Below are 16475 nucleotides of genomic sequence, written 5' to 3'. Positions count from 1 at the left end.
TCGGGGGCCGCGCCCGGTCAGGCCTCGCGGGAGCCCGCGTACATCTCCTCGATGAGCTCCTTGTACTCGCGCTCCACGACCGGCCGCTTGAGCTTGAGCGAGGGGGTGAGCTCGCCGTGCTCGATGTCCAGGTCGCGGGGGAGCAGGCGGAACTTCTTGATCGTCTGCCAGCGCTGGAGGCCCTCGTTGAGCCGGTCCACGTAGCCCTGGATCAGCTTCTGGGTCTGCGGGGCGGCGACGACCTCGGCGTACGACTTGCCGGCGAGCTCGTGATCGGCGGCCCAGCCGAGGAGGGTGGGCTCGTCGAGGGCGATCAGCGCGGTGCAGTAGTTCCGGTCGGCGCCGTGGACCAGGATGTTGGAGACGAACGGGCAGACGGCCTTGAACTGGCCCTCGACCTCGGCCGGCGCGATGTACTTGCCGCCGGAGGTCTTGATCAGGTCCTTCTTGCGGTCCGTGATCTTGAGGTAGCCGTCGGCGGAGAGCTCGCCGATGTCGCCGGTGTGGAACCAGCCGTCCGCCTCCAGGACCTCGGCGGTCTTCTCGGGGAGGCCGTGGTAGCCCTGCATGATGCCGGGGCCGCGGAGCAGGATCTCGCCGTCGTCGGCGATGCGGACCTCGGTGCCGGGGAGCGGCTTGCCGACGGTGCCGGTGCGGTAGGCCTCGCCGGGGTTGACGAAGGAGGCGGCGGAGGACTCGGTGAGGCCGTACCCCTCCAGGATGTGGATGCCGGCGCCGGCGAAGAAGTAGCCGATCTCGGGGGCGAGGGCGGCGGAGCCGGAGATGCAGGCGCGCAGCCGGCCGCCGAAGGCCTCGCGGATCTTGGCGAAGACGAGGGTGTCGGCGATCTTGTGCTTGGCGGTGAGGCCGAAGGGCGCGGAGGCGGTGCCGGTGCGGCGGAAGTTGTCCTGGGTGGTCTTGGCGTACTCGCGGCCGACGCCGGCGGCCCACTGGAAGATCTTGTACTTGGCGCCGCCGCCGGCCCGGGCCTTGGCGGCGACCCCGTTGTAGACCTTCTCGAAGATGCGGGGGACGGCCGCCATGTAGGTCGGCTGGACCACCGGCAGGTTCTCGATGATCTTGTCGACGCGGCCGTCGACGGCGGTGACGTGGCCGACCTCGATCTGGCCGGAGGTGAGGACCTTGCCGAAGACGTGGGCGAGCGGCAGCCACAGGTACTGCACGTCGTCCCGGGTGACGAGGCCGGTGGCGGCGATCGCCTTGGCCATGTACGACCAGTTGTCGTGCGGCAGGCGGACGCCCTTGGGACGGCCGGTGGTGCCGGAGGTGTAGATGAGGGTGGCGAGCTGCTCCGCGGTGATCGCGGAGACCCGCTCCTTGACCGCCTCGGGGTGCTTCTCCAGGTACGCCGCTCCGCGCGCCTCCAGGTCGGCGAGGGTGAGGACCCACTCGTCGGAGGTGTCGGCGCCCTCGGCGTCGATGACGACGACGTGGTGGAGGCCGGGCAGGTCGGCGCGGCGCTCGACCGCCTTGGCCAGCTGGGCGGCGTCCTCCGCGATGAGGACCTTCGACTCGGAGTCCGAGAGGATGAAGGCGGACTCCTCGGCGTTGGTCTGCGGGTAGACCGTGGTGGTGGCGGCGCCGGCGCACATGACGCCGAGGTCGGCGAGGATCCACTCGACCCGGGTGGCGGAGGCGAGGGCGATCCGCTCCTCCGGCCGGACGCCGAGGTCGACGAGGCCGGCGGCGATGGCGAAGACCCGCTGTGCGGCCTGACCCCAGCTGAGCGACTTCCAGTCGTCCGGCCCGGTGCCGGAGGCGGCGGGGACCGGATAGCGGTACGCCTCGGCGTCGGGGGTGCGCTCGACCCGTTCGAGGAAGAGCGCCGCGACGGAGGGCGGCCGGTTGTCGATCTGGGTCTGGTTGTCGCTCACGTCGTCCTCCGGGCGGCGGCGGTGCCTGTTGGCGGTGCAACTACGGATGCGGGACGCACTCACGCGGGAATGCGTAACTAACTCACGAGTAACCTTCGGGGGGCTTCAGATTAGAGCGCCGACGTCCGGTACGTAAGGGCCTGTGGATAACGAACGGGTCCGCGCGCCGGTGGCACGCGGACCCGTTCGTGTCGGCCGGGACGGCTACTTCTTGCTCTTGCCGCCCGACTCGTCGCTCGACAGGACGGCGATGAAGGCCTCCTGCGGGACCTCCACCGAGCCGACCATCTTCATGCGCTTCTTGCCTTCCTTCTGCTTCTCCAGCAGCTTCCGCTTCCGGGAGATGTCACCGCCGTAGCACTTGGCGAGGACGTCCTTGCGGATGGCGCGGATGGTCTCGCGGGCGATGACCCGGGAGCCGATGGCGGCCTGGATCGGCACCTCGAAGGCCTGGCGCGGGATGAGCTCGCGCAGCTTGGCGACGAGCCGGACGCCGTAGGCGTAGGCGGCGTCCTTGTGGGTGACGGCGGAGAAGGCGTCGACCTTGTCGCCGTGCAGCAGGATGTCGACCTTGACCAGGCTGGAGGCCTGCTCGCCGGTGGGCTCGTAGTCGAGCGAGGCGTAGCCGCGCGTCTTCGACTTCAGCTGGTCGAAGAAGTCGAAGACGATCTCGGCCAGCGGCAGGGTGTAGCGGATCTCGACCCGGTCCTCGGAGAGGTAGTCCATGCCGATGAGCGTGCCGCGACGGGTCTGGCAGAGCTCCATGATGGCGCCGATGAACTCGCTGGGGGCGAGGATCGTGGCGCGCACGACGGGCTCGTACACGTCGTCGATCTTGCCCTCGGGGAACTCGCTCGGGTTGGTGACCGTGTGCTCGCTGCCGTCCTCCATGACCACGCGGTAGACCACGTTGGGGGCGGTGGCGATCAGGTCGAGTCCGAACTCGCGCTCCAGGCGCTCCCGGATCACGTCCAGGTGGAGCAGGCCGAGGAAGCCGACGCGGAAGCCGAAGCCGAGGGCGGCGGAGGTCTCCGGCTCGTAGACGAGCGCGGCGTCGTTGAGCTGGAGCTTGTCCAGGGCCTCGCGGAGGTCGGGGTACTCCGAGCCGTCCAGCGGGTAGAGGCCCGAGAAGACCATCGGCTTCGGGTCCTTGTAGCCGCCCAGCGCCTCGGTGGCGCCCTTGGACTGCGAGGTGATCGTGTCACCGACCTTGGACTGGCGGACGTCCTTCACGCCGGTGATGAGGTAGCCCACCTCGCCGACGCCGAGACCGTCGGACGACGTCATCTCGGGGGACGAGACGCCGATCTCCAGCAGCTCGTGGGTGGCGCCGGTCGACATCATCTTGATGCGCTCGCGCTTGTTGAGCTGCCCGTCGACCACACGGACGTAGGTCACGACGCCCCGGTACGAGTCGTACACGGAGTCGAAGATCATCGCGCGGGCGGGCGCGTCGGCGACGCCGACCGGCGCCGGCACGTCCTTGACGACCCGGTCGAGCAGCGCCTCGACGCCCAGGCCCGTCTTGGCGGAGACCTTGAGCACGTCCTCCGGCTGGCAGCCGATGAGGTTGGCCAGCTCCTCGGCGAACTTCTCCGGCTGCGCGGCCGGGAGGTCGATCTTGTTGAGGACCGGGACGATGGTGAGGTCGTTCTCCATCGCCAGGTAGAGGTTGGCGAGGGTCTGCGCCTCGATGCCCTGGGCGGCGTCGACCAGCAGGATCGTGCCCTCGCAGGCGGCCAGCGACCGGGAGACCTCGTAGGTGAAGTCGACGTGCCCGGGGGTGTCGATCATGTTGAGGATGTGCGTGCGCCCCTGCTCCGGCCCCTCGGTGGGGGCCCAGGGCAGCCGGACCGCCTGGGACTTGATCGTGATGCCGCGCTCACGCTCGATGTCCATCCGGTCGAGGTACTGGGCGCGCATCTGCCGCTGGTCGACCACACCGGTGAGCTGGAGCATCCGGTCGGCGAGCGTGGACTTGCCGTGGTCGATGTGCGCGATGATGCAGAAGTTGCGGATCAGAGCCGGGTCGGTACGGCTCGGCTCGGGCACGTTGGTAGGAGTCGCGGGCACGCAGGGTTCTCGTCTCGGGCGGTGTTCGGAACGGGTACGTAGCCCCCATCGTCCCATGCCCGCCGCCGGGCGTCCGGTTTCGGGCGGTCCCCGCCCCCGTTTGGGCCGCCACGAGGGCGCCTGATACCGTGGACAGCTGTGTCTCGTGTGCCCTCTCAGCTGCGTGGCACATACCTGAGGAAACATCGAACCTGTAAAGGCTCTTTCAGTGGCGAACATCAAGTCCCAGATCAAGCGGAACAAGACCAACGAGAAGGCGCGCCTGCGCAACAAGGCCGTCAAGTCGTCGCTCAAGACCGCGATCCGCAAGGCCCGTGAGGCTGTCGCCGCCGGCGACCTCGAGAAGGCCACCGTGGCCACCCGTGCCGCCTCGCGTCAGCTCGACAAGGCCGTCTCGAAGGGCGTCATCCACAAGAACGCCGCCGCCAACAAGAAGTCGGCGCTGGCGATCAAGGTTGCCTCCCTCCAGGGCTGAGTCCGGATCTCCTGATCTCAGGCCGTATCCGGCCGTACGGGACCCAGCGGACCCTCTCTACCGCTCCCGCCCGGCCACCCGGTCCGTACGCGAGACGCGTTCGCCACGCGTGTACGGGACCACAGAGCAGTGACGTCGAAGGCCCCGGCCGCTCCTTCCCCAGGAGCGGCCGGGGCCTTCGGCACACCCCCCACCGGACGCGCGGAACCCGTGCCCCGCCCGCCACCGAGCGTCCGGCGCCCCGTGCGGGGCCCCGCCCGAAGGCGGACGCCCGGCGGACGGCGGCCGGCGGATGGCAGGCGGCAGGCGGCAGGCGGCAGGCGGCAGGCGGCAGGCGGCGGAGACTTCGGGCCACGTCACCGTGCCCGGCGCCGGACGCCCGGTGGCGGGCAGGGCCGTGGCGCGCACGGCGTCCGGCGCGTCGGCCGATGCCTGTCCCACGCCGGAGGCGCCCGGCCTCGGCCGGCGCCCCGTGCCGGGCCTAGGATCACCGGCATGGCCGAGTTCCTGCCGCTGCTCGTGATGGGCGCCGCGATCGCCGGGGTCCTGGCGCTGCTGACCCGACTGGCCGTGGTGGCGCGCCGCCGCGGCGGCGCCGGTGCGGCCATGGCGGCGGCGATGGCCGCCCACGACGAGGCGTTCCGCGTCACCGCCCACGAGTCCTACGTGGAGATCCAGGCGCAGGTCACCCGCAAGGCGCCGCTCCTCTCCCCCGAGGGCGCCTGGCGCTCCCCGTACCCGGCCGGTCCTCGCCGCGACCGCACGGCCGTGCCCCGGACCCGCCGCCGCGGCTCCGGGCTCCGCTCGCTGCGGCGCCTGCGCCGAAGGCGCTGACGCGGCGCGCGGACCGACCCGGGATCGGTGACGAGGAGGGCCGCCCCGCACCGGCCGCCCCGACGGGAACGCCCGCGCGGGCCCCCGACCGCGACCCGCGCGTCCGGACCGCCCCGCGGGGGCGCGTCGTCAGTTCCGCCGCAGCCTCGCGGCCCGCGCCACGGCGACGACCGCCTTCTCCAGGGCGTACTCGGGGTCGTCCCCGCCGCCCTTCACCCCCGCGTCCGCCTCCGCGACGGCCCGCAGGGCCAGGGCGACGCCGTCCGGGGTCCAGCCCCGCATCTGCTGCCGCACCCGGTCGATCTTCCACGGCGGCATGCCCAGCTCGCGCGCGAGGTCGGCGGGCCGGCCGCCGCGCGCGGACGAGAGCTTGCCGATGGCCCGTACGCCCTGGGCGAGGGCGCTGGTGATGAGGACGGGCGCGACCCCGGTCGACAGCGACCAGCGGAGCGCCTCCAGCGCCTCCGCCGCCCGCCCCTCGACAGCCCGGTCGGCCACGTTGAAGGACGAGGCCTCGGCCCGCCCGGTGTAGTAGCGCCCGACGACCGCCTCGTCGATGGTCCCGTCGACGTCCGCCGTCAGCTGCGTCACCGCGGAGGCCAGCTCCCGCAGGTCGCTGCCGATGGAGTCGACGAGCGCCTGGCAGGCCTCGGGGGTGGCGGACCGTCCGAGCGTCCGGAACTCCTGCCGGACGAAGGCCAGCCGCTCCGCGGGCTTGGTGGTCTTGGGGCAGGCGACCTCCCGCGCCCCCGCCTTGCGCGCCGCGTCGAGCAGGCCCTTGCCCTTGGCGCCGCCGGCGTGGAGCAGGACGAGCGTGATGTCCTCGACGGGTGCGTCGAGGTAGCCCTTGACGTCCTTGACGCTGTCCGCCGAGAGGTCCTGCGCGTTCCGCACGATCAGCACCTTGCGCTCGGCGAAGAGCGAGGGGCTGGTGAGCTCGGCCAGGGAGCCGGGCTGGAGCTGGTCGGGGGTGAGGTCCCGCACGTCCGTGTCGGCGTCGGCGGCCCGTGCGGCCGCCACCACCTCCCGGACGGCACGGTCGAGGAGCAGGTCCTCCTGGCCCACGGCGAGCGTGACGGGGCCGAGGAGGTCGTCGCTGGAAGTCTTTCTGGTGGCCATCGCGCTCCAGCATCCCACGCCCCACCGACAGCGAACCCCGGCGAGGCCCCGACGGCGCCCCGGGCGAGAATGACCGGGTGAGTGAACGACACGTACTGGTGCTCCCCGACCGCGACGCCGCCGAGGAACTGGCCGAGGAGCTGTCCGGCCGCTTCGGGGTCGCCGAGGAGCCGCAGCTGGTCCGGGACGCGCTGGCCGGCGAGGACGACGCCGAGGACGCGCAGTGGCTGGTGGTGGTCGAGGACCCGGAGGGCCGGCTCGACCCGGCGGCGCTGGACGACTTCGCCGCCGAGTACGAGGGCTGGCTGGAGGCCCCGTAGCGGGGGCGCCCCGGTCAGACAGGCCCTAGCGGCCGGCGGCCTTCGGCACGATCTGGACGTCGAGGTCGATGGAGATGCTGGAGCCGACCGCCGCGATGCCCCGCGCGAGCAGGGTCTGCCAGGTGAGGGTGAAGTCCTCGCGGTGGAGCTCGGTGGTCGCCCGGCAGGCGCCGCGGGTCTCGCCCTCCAGGCCGCTGCCGAGGCCGAGGTACTGGGTGTCGAGGGTGACCGTGCGGCTCACTCCGTGCAGGCTGAGCGCCCCGGTGACGTTCCAGCGCGCGCCGCCGCGGTGGGTGAAGCGCTCGCTGAAGAACTCGATGGTCGGATGGACGCCGACGTCGAGGAAGTCCCCGGACCTCAGGTGGTCGTCGCGCATCTGGACGCCCGTGTCGATCGAGGCCGCGTCGATCACGACGTGCATCGCGGAGTGCTCCATGCGGTCGGCGATCCGTATCGCCCCGGCGAAGCTGTTGAAGCGCCCGTGGATCCGCGCCAGGCCGATGTGCCGGGCGGTGAAGCCGATCTGGGAGTGGGTGGGGTCGATCTCCCAGTCCCCCGCATCGGGCAGCGGCGGCTGCGGGGCGACCTGGAGCAGGACGTCGCCGAGGTCGGCGTGGGCCCCCTGCTCGACCACGGCGGTGGCGTGGTGCGGCGTGTAGCCGTCGGAGGTGACGGCGAGCCGGTACTCGCCGGCCGGGACGGTGGCGAGGAGGCTGCCGTACGGGTCGGTCTCACCGCCCAGCACCTTGCGCCCCGCCGTGTCGGTGAGCGCGAACTCGGCCTGCCGGACCGGCTCGTGCACGGGGTCGAGCACCCGGCAGGTCAGCACGCCCGCCGAGGCCGGCACGGCGATCCCGGCGAGGGCGCCGCCCCGGCCGCCGCCGGCGCTCCCGCGCTTCCCGAAGAGACCACCGAACATCCTTCACGCACCCCCGTGCGACTCGTTCACCATGCAACGAGTTCGCATTCGATCACCCCTGGGGCGTTCGAGGCAAACGCGGCCTTATTGCCGACGAGTCCGAATTATGGATTCCGCTTGTCTCCTCCGGGCGAGGCCGGCAACGCGTCGAGCACGATCCCGAAGTGCTCCCGGTACGCCTCCCGCAGTTCCTCGTCCGTGCCGAGCTCCCGCTCGGTGCGCTCGCCCCCCACCGTCCGGTACAGCTTCCGGCCGCCGATCGAGATCCGGCCGTCCTCGGTGAGCAGGGAGCAGATCACCCCCCGGGTGAAGTGCGAGTCCGGCGAGGTCCGGTGGTACCAGGCGCCGGCCGTGAAGTCCGCGAGCAGCCGGGGCCGGAGCTCCAGCCGGTACTGCGGCTTGCCGTCCCGCACCACTTCGAGGTCGCCCTCCGCCCCCGGGACCTCCCGGATCACGAAGACGCCCGAGGGGTCGGCCTGTTCGCCGCGCTCGTCGAAGGCGAGCGGATGGTGGCTGTGGTCCCCGAATCCCACGTCGGCGAGCCACCGCCCGCCGTCCTCGGTCTCCACCAGCAGCGCCATGTGGTCGTACGGGATCCCCACCCGCCCGTCCGGGCCGACGACCCTCGCCTGGAGCAGCTCGACCCGGTGGCCGAGGGCCCGGAGCAGTACGGCGAACGCGGTGTTCAGCTCGTAACAGAACCCGCCCCGCCGGGCCGCGGTCACCTTGTCGACCAGCGCCTTCTCGTCGAGGACGATGTCCTGCCCGAGGTGGATGGACAGGTTCTCGAAGGGCACGGTCAGCAGGTGGCGCAGGTGCAGTTCCCGCAGCGCCCCGGCGTCCGCCCGCTCGGGCCGCGCGGCGCCGATGCGCTCCAGGTACCGCTCCACGTCGGCGTCCGACAGCCCCTCGGACTTCTCGCGATCGTTCATGGGTGCAGTCTGCCCGCTCGCCGCTCGTCACGGAGTGGCGGCGGTCTTCTCCCGCTCCCGGGTGGGGAGTTCGCGCATGCGCGGGAGCGGCGAGGGCAGCAGCCACAGAACCGCGAAGACGGCACCCACGGTGGCGACCCACAGGGTGGGGCGGGTGCCGATCGCGGTGCCCAGCAGACCGCCGACGAGGGCGCCGATCGGACGGAAGCCGTGGTTGAGGGTGCGGAAGGCCCCATGACACGGGCCCGCATGGCGTCGGGGATGAGCGCCATCTGGAAGGATCCGGCGGCCACGTCGACGATCATCACTCCGGCACAGGACAGGAACTCGGCGGCGAAGAGGACGCCCACCACGAGCGGCAGCGGTCCGTCCGCGGCGGGGATGAGCACCAACGGCAGGGTGAAGCCGAGGAAGCCGGCGACGAGGGAGCCGCCGATGCCGATCCGGCGGACGACCGCGCCGCTGCACGCCGCTCCGAGCAGACCGCCGACGGCGCCGGCGCCCAGCACCAGACCGAGCAGGCCGGCGCCGAGACCGAGGTCCTTGGTGACGTAGAGGACGAAGAGGGTGTGGAACATGTAGTTGAAGAACTGGACGGTGCCGGAGGCGGCGAACAGCGCCCGCATCGACGGCTCGCGCAGCACCCAGCGCATCCCCTCGGTGAAGTGCCCCTTGGCGGGCGGCGCGGGGGCGGGCTCGACCGGCCGGATCTTCGCCAGGTAGCCGGCCGAGGCCAGGTAGGTGAGGGCGTCGGCCAGCAGCGCCAGCGGGGCGGTGAGCACCTGCACCAGGACGCCGCCGATGCCGGGCCCGGCGAGCCAGGCCATCGAACGGCTGCCGTTCACCAGCGAGTTGGCCTGGACGAAGCGCTCGGTGGGGACGAGGGCGGCGAAGAGCGTGGAGTTGCAGGCCTCGAAGAGCACCGAGAGGGCGCCCACCCCGAAGGCGACGGCATAGAGCTGGCCGAGCGTCAGCAGGTCGAGGACGTACGCCACGGGCAGGGTGAGCAGAAGTGCGGCCCGCCCCAGGTCCGTGGCGATCATGATCCGGCGGCGGTTCGCCCGGCGGTCCACCCAGGCGCCGAAGGGCAGGTTGAGCAGCAGGGCCGGGAGGAGTTCGAGGGTCTTGAGCCAGCCCATCTGGGCCGCGTCGGCGCCGAGCACGAGCACGGCGGCGAGCGGCAGCGCCATCAGGGATATCTGGTCGCCGACGAGGGAGACGGTCTGCCCCGTCCAGTAGCGGCGGAAGGTCCGCTCGCGCAGCAGCGCCGGAACCCGTGCGGTGAGGGCCATCCCGTCACTCCTCCTCGTCGTCGGCATCCGGACCGGTGCCCGCGTCGGTGCCCGGGGCAGTGCCCGGGTCGATGTCCGGGTCCAGGTAGGCGATCTTCATGAAGCTGACGGGCTGCGCGCCCGCCGGGCGGAGCGCCGGGTCGTCCTGACGGGCCTCGTAGGGCCGGAACAGTTCGTCGATCCGCTCCTTGACCGCGGTGAGCTCATCGGGGGTGAGGTACACCAGGACGTCCCCGAACGCCTCGGCCTCCCGCCACTCCTTCGGCACGTCGGTCCGGTGGGCGAGGGCGTTCACGAACCGGGTGAAGTAGAGCTCGGCGGCGGCCGCGCTGAGCGCGTCGGTCGCCTGCGCGACCGCGGGGTCCTCGCTGTGGTTGGGCCACTCGGTGTAGCGCGCGGTGGCCTGCCAGGGCTTCTCCCGGCCGCGCCCGCCCGGCGCCTCCTCCACGAGCCCGTACTTGGCGAGTATCCGCAGGTGGTACGAGCAGCTGGCCACCGATTCGCCGGTCAGCTCGGCGGCCCGGGTGGCCGTGAAGGGCCCGTGCCGGCGCAGCAGGCCGACGAGGGTCATCCGCAGGGGGTGGGCGTAGGCCCGCAGGGCCCGGGGATCGGTGAGCTCGACACTGTGGGCCTGCTCGCCCCCGGCCTGCGGTGCGCTGTTCTCCGGCATGATGTAAAGCTATCTATAGAAAGACTTCTTTACAAGCATTCCTTTACACGCTTCTCCCGGAGACCCTCCCCGCCACGCCCTCCCGAACGCGCCCTCCCTGACGTGCCCTCCCTGACGTGCCCTCTCTGACGTGCCCTCTCTGACGTGCCCTCTCTGCCGCGCCCTTTCTGGCGTGCCCTCTCTGACGTGCCCTCCCGAACGCTTCAGGCCCGCGCCCCCAGGACGCACGTGGCACCGCCCCGCGAAGAACGCCACCTCCTCCCCGGGGCCCTCCCCTCCCCTCCCACCCCACCCCCTTCCCACCCCCTCTCCCCCGCCGCCCCTCCCCCGGCCGCTCACCACCCCCTCGCCACGGCCATGAGCCCTCTCCCCGCACCCGCCACCGCGATCGCCCCGTCCCGGTCGGTCCGCAGCACCCGCGCCCCGCCGGCCCGCAGCGCCGCCAGCGTCCGGGGCGAGGGATGGCCGTAATCGTTGTCCCGTCCTGCGGAGATCAGCGCCAGCCGAGGCCGCACCGCCGCGGTCAGCACCGGGTCCTGGTGCGCGGACCCGTGGTGGGCCACCTTCAGCACGTCCACCGCTCGCAGCTCCGGATGGGCCCGCCACAGGGCCCGCTGCGCCGGCGGCTCCAGGTCCCCGAGCAGCAGGACGCTCACCCCGCCCGGGCCGCGGACCAGCAGCGTGACGCTGGCGTCGTTCGGCCCGCCCTCCGGGGGCCCCGGCCCCGCCCGCGGCCACAGGACCCGCCACTCCAGCTCCCCGACCCGCCGCCGCTCCCCCTCCTGCGCCCGCACGACCGGCACCCCCGCCGCGCCCGCGACGCGCCGCACGAACTCCGCCTGCCCGGGCGGCTCGTCGAGCCCGGTGACCTGGACCGCCCCCACCGACCGTCCCCTCAACACCCCCGGCAGACCTGCCACATGATCGGCGTGGAAGTGGGTCAGCACCAGCAACGGCACCCGCCTCACACCCAGTTCGCGCAGGCAGCGGTCCACCGCCACCGGGTCGGGCCCCGCGTCCACCACCACCCCCGCCCCCTCGCCCGCCGCGAGCACCGTGGCGTCGCCCTGCCCCACCTGGCACATCGCGAACACCCACCCGGGCGGCGGCCATCCGGTGACCCAGCGCACCAGCGGCACCGGCCGCACCACCACGAGCACCAGCAGCACGACCACCCCGACCACCGGCCAGGTCCGGTGCCGCAGCCGCCGTATCCCGGCCACCGCCCCGGCGGTGACCAGCGCCAGCGCCGCCCCGCCCCACCAGCCGCCCGGCCACGCCACCTCCGCACCCGGCAGCGCCGCGCCCGCCCGGGCCACCCCGGCGATCCACCCGGCCGGCCACCCGGCCACCCACGCCAGGCCGCCCGCGCCCTCCGCCCACACCGGCGCCACCGCGAGCGCGGCGAACCCGAACACCGTCGCGGGTGCCACCCCGGGCTCCACGAGGAGGTTGGCCGGAATCGCCACCAGGCTCATCCGGCCGGCGAAGACCGCCACCACCGGGGCGCTCACCGCCTGCGCCGCCAGCGCCGCGGCCAGCGCCTCCGCGAGCCGGCCCGGCACCCCGCGGCGCCGCAGCGCCTCGCTCCACCCCGGCGCCACCACCAGCAGCGCCCCGGTGGCCAGCACGGACAGCAGGAACCCGTAGCTCCGCGCCAGCCAGGGGTCGTACAGCACCAGGACCAGGACCACCGCGGCCAGCGCCGGGATCAGCGACCTCCTGCGGCCGGTGGCCACGGCCAGCAGCACGACCAGCCCGCATGCCGCCGCCCGCAGCACGCTCGGCTCCGGCCGGCACACGCACACGAACGCCAGCGTGAGCCCCGCCCCCGCCAGCGCGGTCCCCCGCAGCGAGAGTCCGATCCGGGGAGCGAGCCCGCCCCGCTCCGCCTGCCGTGCCCGCCCCGGCGGCCCCACGAGCAGCAGCAACACCACCGAGAGGTTGCTCCCGGACACGGCCAGCAGGTGCGAGAGGTCGGTGGCCTCGAAGGCGTCCCTCAGCTCGGTGCCGATCCGGGAGGTGTCCCCGACGACCAGACCGGGGAGGAGCGCCCGCGCGTCCGGCGCGAGCCCGTCGGTCGCCGCGCGCAGCCCGGCCCGCAGCTCTCCGGCGCCCCGCTGGATCGCGCTCGGCGCCCCCACGACCGCCGGCGGCCCCGTTCCGGCCCTGATCACGGCCGCGTACGGATCCCCGGGTGCCCGGGGCGGCGCGAACCGGGCGCCGATCCGCAGCCGGGTGGACGGCAGCAGCCGCAGCCACGCGTCCCGCTCCTCCCCGGGCGGCACGACGAGCAGCACCGGCGCCCTGGTCCGCACGGCCGCGCCGCCCGCCCGCTCCACCCGGACCACCTCGGCGTCCATCACCACCGACACCGGTACCGCCGCCCGCCCGCTCACCCTGGGCCTGGTGAGCCGCGGATCCGACGTCACCGCCACCTCCACCCACGCCCTCCCGTGCTCCCGGGCCAGCACCGGCACCGGCCCCCGCCGCAGGTCCGCCGCGTGCAGCCCCGCCGACGCCGCCCCCGCCGCGGCGCACAACAGCACCCCGCCCCAGACGGTCGTCCGCATCAGCCGGCCCGGCACCCCCGCACCGGAACCAGGACTCCGCCCCGGGCCGGATCCCCCGGTCGGCCGGCCACTCCCTGCGGGCCCCCGGAACAACCCGCGCGCCACGCCCGGCGTCAGCAGCACCGCCGCTCCGGCCAGGCAGAGGGCCACACCGGCGACCGTCCACCAGCCCGTCACGCCCAGCGCGACCGCGGCGGCGGCCCACGCCGCCAGCGCGGGCGGAACGAGCCGCAGATCGGCCGCTCCCTCCCGTCGCGCCTCCCCGACCCCGGCCCCGTCGGGCACCGCGACCGCCCCGTCGGGCACCGCGACCGCCGGCTCGACCCGGGTCACGGCCGCACCAGCGCCTGGAGGTCCGCGTAGCGCCGCTCGCCGATCCCGTCGACCTCGCGCAGCTCCTCGACCGCACGGAAGCCGCCGTGCTCCGTGCGGTGGTCGACGATCCGCCGGGCGAGCACCGGCCCCACCCCGGGCAGCCCGTCGAACTGCTCGGCGGTCGCCGTGTTGAGGCTCAGCGGCACCCCGCCCCCGGCCGGCCCCGCACCCTGCGCCCCGCTGCCCGCCCCGCCCCCGACCGGTGCCCCGGGCACCCCGACGAGCACCTGCTCGCCGTCGAAGAGCACCCGGGCCCGGTTGAGCCCCGTCAGATCGGCCCCGGCCCGCGCGCCTCCGGCGGCTCGCAGCGCGTCGGCGACCCGCGACCCGGCCGGCAGCGTCAGCACCCCCGGCCTGCGGACCTTCCCGCCCATGTCCACGACGACCTTCGCCGTACCGCCCCCGCCCGCCCCACCGACGGTTCCCGAACCACCGACACCGCCAGCCGCACCCACACCCGCACCGATTCCGGCACCATCGGCCGACGTGGCCAACGCCGGAGGCAGCGCCGCGACCGGGGCCGCCCGGACGACGTCCGGCGCCCGCACCGCCTCCGGCCTTCCCGCCCAGAAGAAGCCTCCGGCCGCGCAGGCGGCCACCACCAGCACCACGGCGAGCGCCGCCAGCGACCGCGGCTCCAGCCCGCACCGCGTCTGCACCCACAGAGGCAACCGCTCCCGCACCGCCGCCCGCCACCGCCGCTCCCCCGCGAGGACGGGCCTCCCGCCGACCGGCATCTCCCCGTCCGGCACCTCCCCATCCGACACATCCGCGACCGGCTCGTCACCGGCCACCCCCACCGCGCCGGGAGCAGCCGACGGGAACAACGCGTCCCTCCGCGCCCGGACGACACCCGGCGGAGCGCCCGGTGAAGCACTCGGTGAAGGCCTCGGCGGAGCACCCCGTCGAGGCCCCGTGGAACCCGGCCCGCTCCGAGTCGGACGCGAGGAACCCGACGGACGCGAGGAACCCGAGGGGCGTGAAGAACCCGAGAAGCGTGAGGAACCCGAAGGACGCGAGGAACCCGAAGGACGCGAGGAACCCGAAGGACGCGAGGAACCCGAAGGACGCGAGGAACCCGAAGGACGCGAGGAACCCGAAGGACGCGACGAGCGCGAGAGAACCGAGGAACGAGGACGAAGATCCATGCCTGCGACGCTAGGACCCGACGAGTCCCCGTGCCGTCACCCGTCCACTTCCGTGGAGAGCACCGCCCCTGTGGACAACTCCCTCACCCACACGAGCGAGAGAGTCGTCTCAGCGCGGTGAGACGACCACCGCGAGCAGCCCGGGGCCCGTGTGCGCGCCGATGACCGCGCCGACCTCGCTGACGTGCAACTCGGCGATGCCCGTCACCCGCTCCCGGAGCCGTTCGGCCAGCGCCTCGGCCCGCTCGGGCGCCGAGAGGTGGTGGACGGCGATGTCGACGGGACCGGAGCCGGCCCGCTCGACGGCCAGCTCCTCCAGCCGGGCGATCGCCTTCGAGGCGGTCCGCACCTTCTCCCGCAGCTCGATGCGTCCGCCGTCGAGTTGGAGGAGGGGCTTCACGGCGAGCGCGGAACCGAAAAGCGCCTGCGCGGTCCCGATCCGGCCGCCCCGGCGCAGGTAGTCCAGGGTGTCGACGTAGAAGTAGGCGGAGGTGGCCCCGGCGCGCTTCTCGGCCGCCGCGACCGCCTCGTCGAGCGAGCCGCCGGCCTCCACGACCTCCGCCGCCGCGAGGGCGCAGAAGCCGAGGGCCATGCCGATCATGCGGGTGTCCACGACCCGTACCGGCACGGGGGCGTCCTTCGCGGCGAGGACGGCTGCGTCGTAGGTGCCGGAGACCTCGGCGGAGAGGTGGAGGGAGACGATCCCGCTCGCGCCCGCCTCCGCGGCCTCGCGGTAGGTCGCGGCGAAGACCTCGGGGCTGGGCCGGGAGGTGGTGACGGGCCGACGTTTCTGCAGCGCCTCGGCGAGCGATCTGGCCGAGATCTCGGTGCCCTCCAGGAGGGCGCGGTCGCCGATGACGACGGTCAGCGGGACCGCGGTGATGGCGTGCCGCTCCATCGTCTGGGGTGGCAGGTAGGCCGTTGAATCGGTGACGATCGCGACATGCCGGGACATGAGCGGGAGGTTACCCGCCGCGGCCGCCGCTCGGCAGCCCGGCCCCGGTCACGACCCTTCCGGCTGCCCGCCGGTCAGCCGGAACCCCCACCCCTGCCCACCCCCGCCCCCGCTCCCGCTCCCACCCCCGCTCCCGCGAACGGACAGCTCGCGAACGGGCAGCTCGCGAACGGTCAGCCCGCGGACTCCGGGCGGGCGGTCTTCTCCCACGGGTAGGTGGTGGCCCGGGGATCCGGGGCGGTGATCGCCTGCGGCGCCTCCCCGGCCTGCGGCTGTTCCTGCGGCTGGGGGGTCGACTCGTACCAGGCGGCCTGCCCGGTCTCCGGCGCTGCCGTGTCCCGGTCGGTGGTGGTCCAGTGGCGCAGCGCGCCGGTCTCGACGTCGATCTGGGCGCTCAGCGTGTCCAGGTCGTCCTCGGCGAACCGCCGGGCGCGGTCCCGCGCGGCCCGCCGCAGCGCCTCGGCGGAGCCGGTGATCCGCTCGGTCCGCTCGGTGAGGTCGGGCAGCTGTCCGGCCACGTACGCCTTGTCCGGCTCGCGCTCCAGGCGCTTGAGGTCCTCGTCCAGCTCGCGGCCGTGGGCGCTGAGCCGGGCGAAGAGGCCGAGCGACTCGCGCAGCGAGGCGTCCTCGACGGCGCCCGCCTGGAGGGCGTCCTGGGTGGCGCGCATCGAGGTGCGCAGGGAGAGCCTCAGCCTCGCCAGTTCGGCGGCGGCGCCGGCCTGGCCGAAGCTCTTGGCCCGCAGCGTGGTGTCCTCCACCGTGCGGCGGGCCTGGTCGAGGGTGCGGTCGACGCCGCGCTTGGCCGCCTTGGCGACCTTCACCGTGGCGTAGACCCCGAGCGCCACGAACGCGAGGAAGAGCAGCGCCAGGATCGTGACAATCGTGGCTTCCATGT

At 73.8% G+C, this 16475-nt stretch carries 14 protein-coding genes; 3 read left to right on the top strand and 11 right to left on the bottom strand.

The genetic code is table 11. The features are described 5' to 3' along the window. Positions 1–17: 17 nt before the first annotated feature. On the bottom strand, positions 18–1895 hold the full coding sequence (locus IE287_RS05150; RefSeq protein ID WP_189847651.1) for an AMP-dependent synthetase/ligase: 1878 nt from the start codon (positions 1893–1895) through the stop codon (positions 18–20). Between the two features lie 204 nt (positions 1896–2099). After that, positions 2100–3968, bottom strand: coding sequence for a translation elongation factor 4 (gene lepA, locus IE287_RS05145; RefSeq protein ID WP_189847650.1), 1869 nt, complete (start codon positions 3966–3968; stop codon positions 2100–2102). A gap of 208 nt (positions 3969–4176) precedes the next feature. On the opposite strand from lepA, the gene rpsT reads away from it, so the two are divergent. Together rpsT and IE287_RS05135 are read left to right on the top strand one after the other, a co-directional pair. Further along, entirely contained in the window at positions 4177–4443 is a 267-nt protein-coding gene (rpsT, locus tag IE287_RS05140) for a 30S ribosomal protein S20 (protein WP_093876150.1), read from the top strand. Between the two features lie 495 nt (positions 4444–4938). Beyond that, positions 4939–5277 (top strand): hypothetical protein, encoded by a 339-nt coding sequence (locus IE287_RS05135; protein WP_189847649.1) that lies wholly within the window; start codon positions 4939–4941, stop codon positions 5275–5277. Positions 5278–5406: 129 nt separating this feature from the next. Here the strand turns inward: IE287_RS05135 and holA are convergent, their stop codons facing one another. Next, a complete protein-coding gene (gene holA, locus IE287_RS05130) occupies positions 5407–6396 on the bottom strand; it encodes a DNA polymerase III subunit delta (RefSeq protein WP_189847648.1) in 990 nt (329 codons plus the stop codon). Between the two features lie 77 nt (positions 6397–6473). Between holA and IE287_RS05125 the strand changes: the two genes are divergently transcribed. Then, positions 6474–6716, top strand: a complete 243-nt coding sequence (locus IE287_RS05125; RefSeq protein WP_189847647.1) for a hypothetical protein — start codon at positions 6474–6476, stop codon at positions 6714–6716. A gap of 25 nt (positions 6717–6741) precedes the next feature. On the opposite strand, the gene IE287_RS05120 is transcribed toward IE287_RS05125, so the two are convergent. The 8 genes from IE287_RS05120 to IE287_RS05085 all read right to left on the bottom strand — a co-directional run bounded on the left by IE287_RS05120 (position 6742) and on the right by IE287_RS05085 (position 16473). Beyond that, on the bottom strand, positions 6742–7635 hold the full coding sequence (locus tag IE287_RS05120) for a YceI family protein (RefSeq protein WP_189847646.1): 894 nt from the start codon (positions 7633–7635) through the stop codon (positions 6742–6744). A gap of 104 nt (positions 7636–7739) precedes the next feature. Then, complete coding sequence (locus tag IE287_RS05115) at positions 7740–8567, bottom strand: arylamine N-acetyltransferase family protein (protein WP_189847645.1); 828 nt, start codon at positions 8565–8567, stop codon at positions 7740–7742. Further along, positions 8564–9859, bottom strand: a complete 1296-nt coding sequence (locus IE287_RS05110) for an MFS transporter (protein WP_308436850.1) — start codon at positions 9857–9859, stop codon at positions 8564–8566. The genes IE287_RS05115 and IE287_RS05110 overlap by 4 nt, the downstream gene beginning before the upstream one ends. Positions 9860–9863: 4 nt before the next feature. Beyond that, on the bottom strand, positions 9864–10529 hold the full coding sequence (locus IE287_RS05105) for a winged helix-turn-helix domain-containing protein (RefSeq protein ID WP_189847644.1): 666 nt from the start codon (positions 10527–10529) through the stop codon (positions 9864–9866). 335 nt (positions 10530–10864) lie between these two features. After that, the gene (locus IE287_RS05100) at positions 10865–13435 is read right to left on the bottom strand and encodes a ComEC/Rec2 family competence protein (protein WP_189847643.1); all 2571 of its coding nucleotides are present in this window, start codon (positions 13433–13435) and stop codon (positions 10865–10867) included. After that, a complete protein-coding gene (locus tag IE287_RS05095; RefSeq protein ID WP_373307805.1) occupies positions 13432–14229 on the bottom strand; it encodes a ComEA family DNA-binding protein in 798 nt (265 codons plus the stop codon). The genes IE287_RS05100 and IE287_RS05095 overlap by 4 nt, the downstream gene beginning before the upstream one ends. Before the next feature lie 505 nt (positions 14230–14734). Next, the gene (locus IE287_RS05090) at positions 14735–15580 is read right to left on the bottom strand and encodes a DegV family protein (protein WP_189847641.1); all 846 of its coding nucleotides are present in this window, start codon (positions 15578–15580) and stop codon (positions 14735–14737) included. 173 nt (positions 15581–15753) lie between these two features. Further along, positions 15754–16473 carry a hypothetical protein gene (locus IE287_RS05085; protein WP_189847640.1) on the bottom strand — a complete coding sequence of 240 codons (720 nt, stop codon included), beginning with the start codon at positions 16471–16473 and terminating at the stop codon, positions 15754–15756. Positions 16474–16475: the final 2 nt, after the last annotated feature.

This window comes from Streptomyces omiyaensis (assembly GCF_014650895.1).
Lineage (GTDB): Bacteria > Actinomycetota > Actinomycetes > Streptomycetales > Streptomycetaceae > Streptomyces > Streptomyces omiyaensis.
The sequence above is the reverse complement of the archived record's forward strand: the minus strand, read 5'-3'. Positions and strand labels throughout refer to the sequence as shown.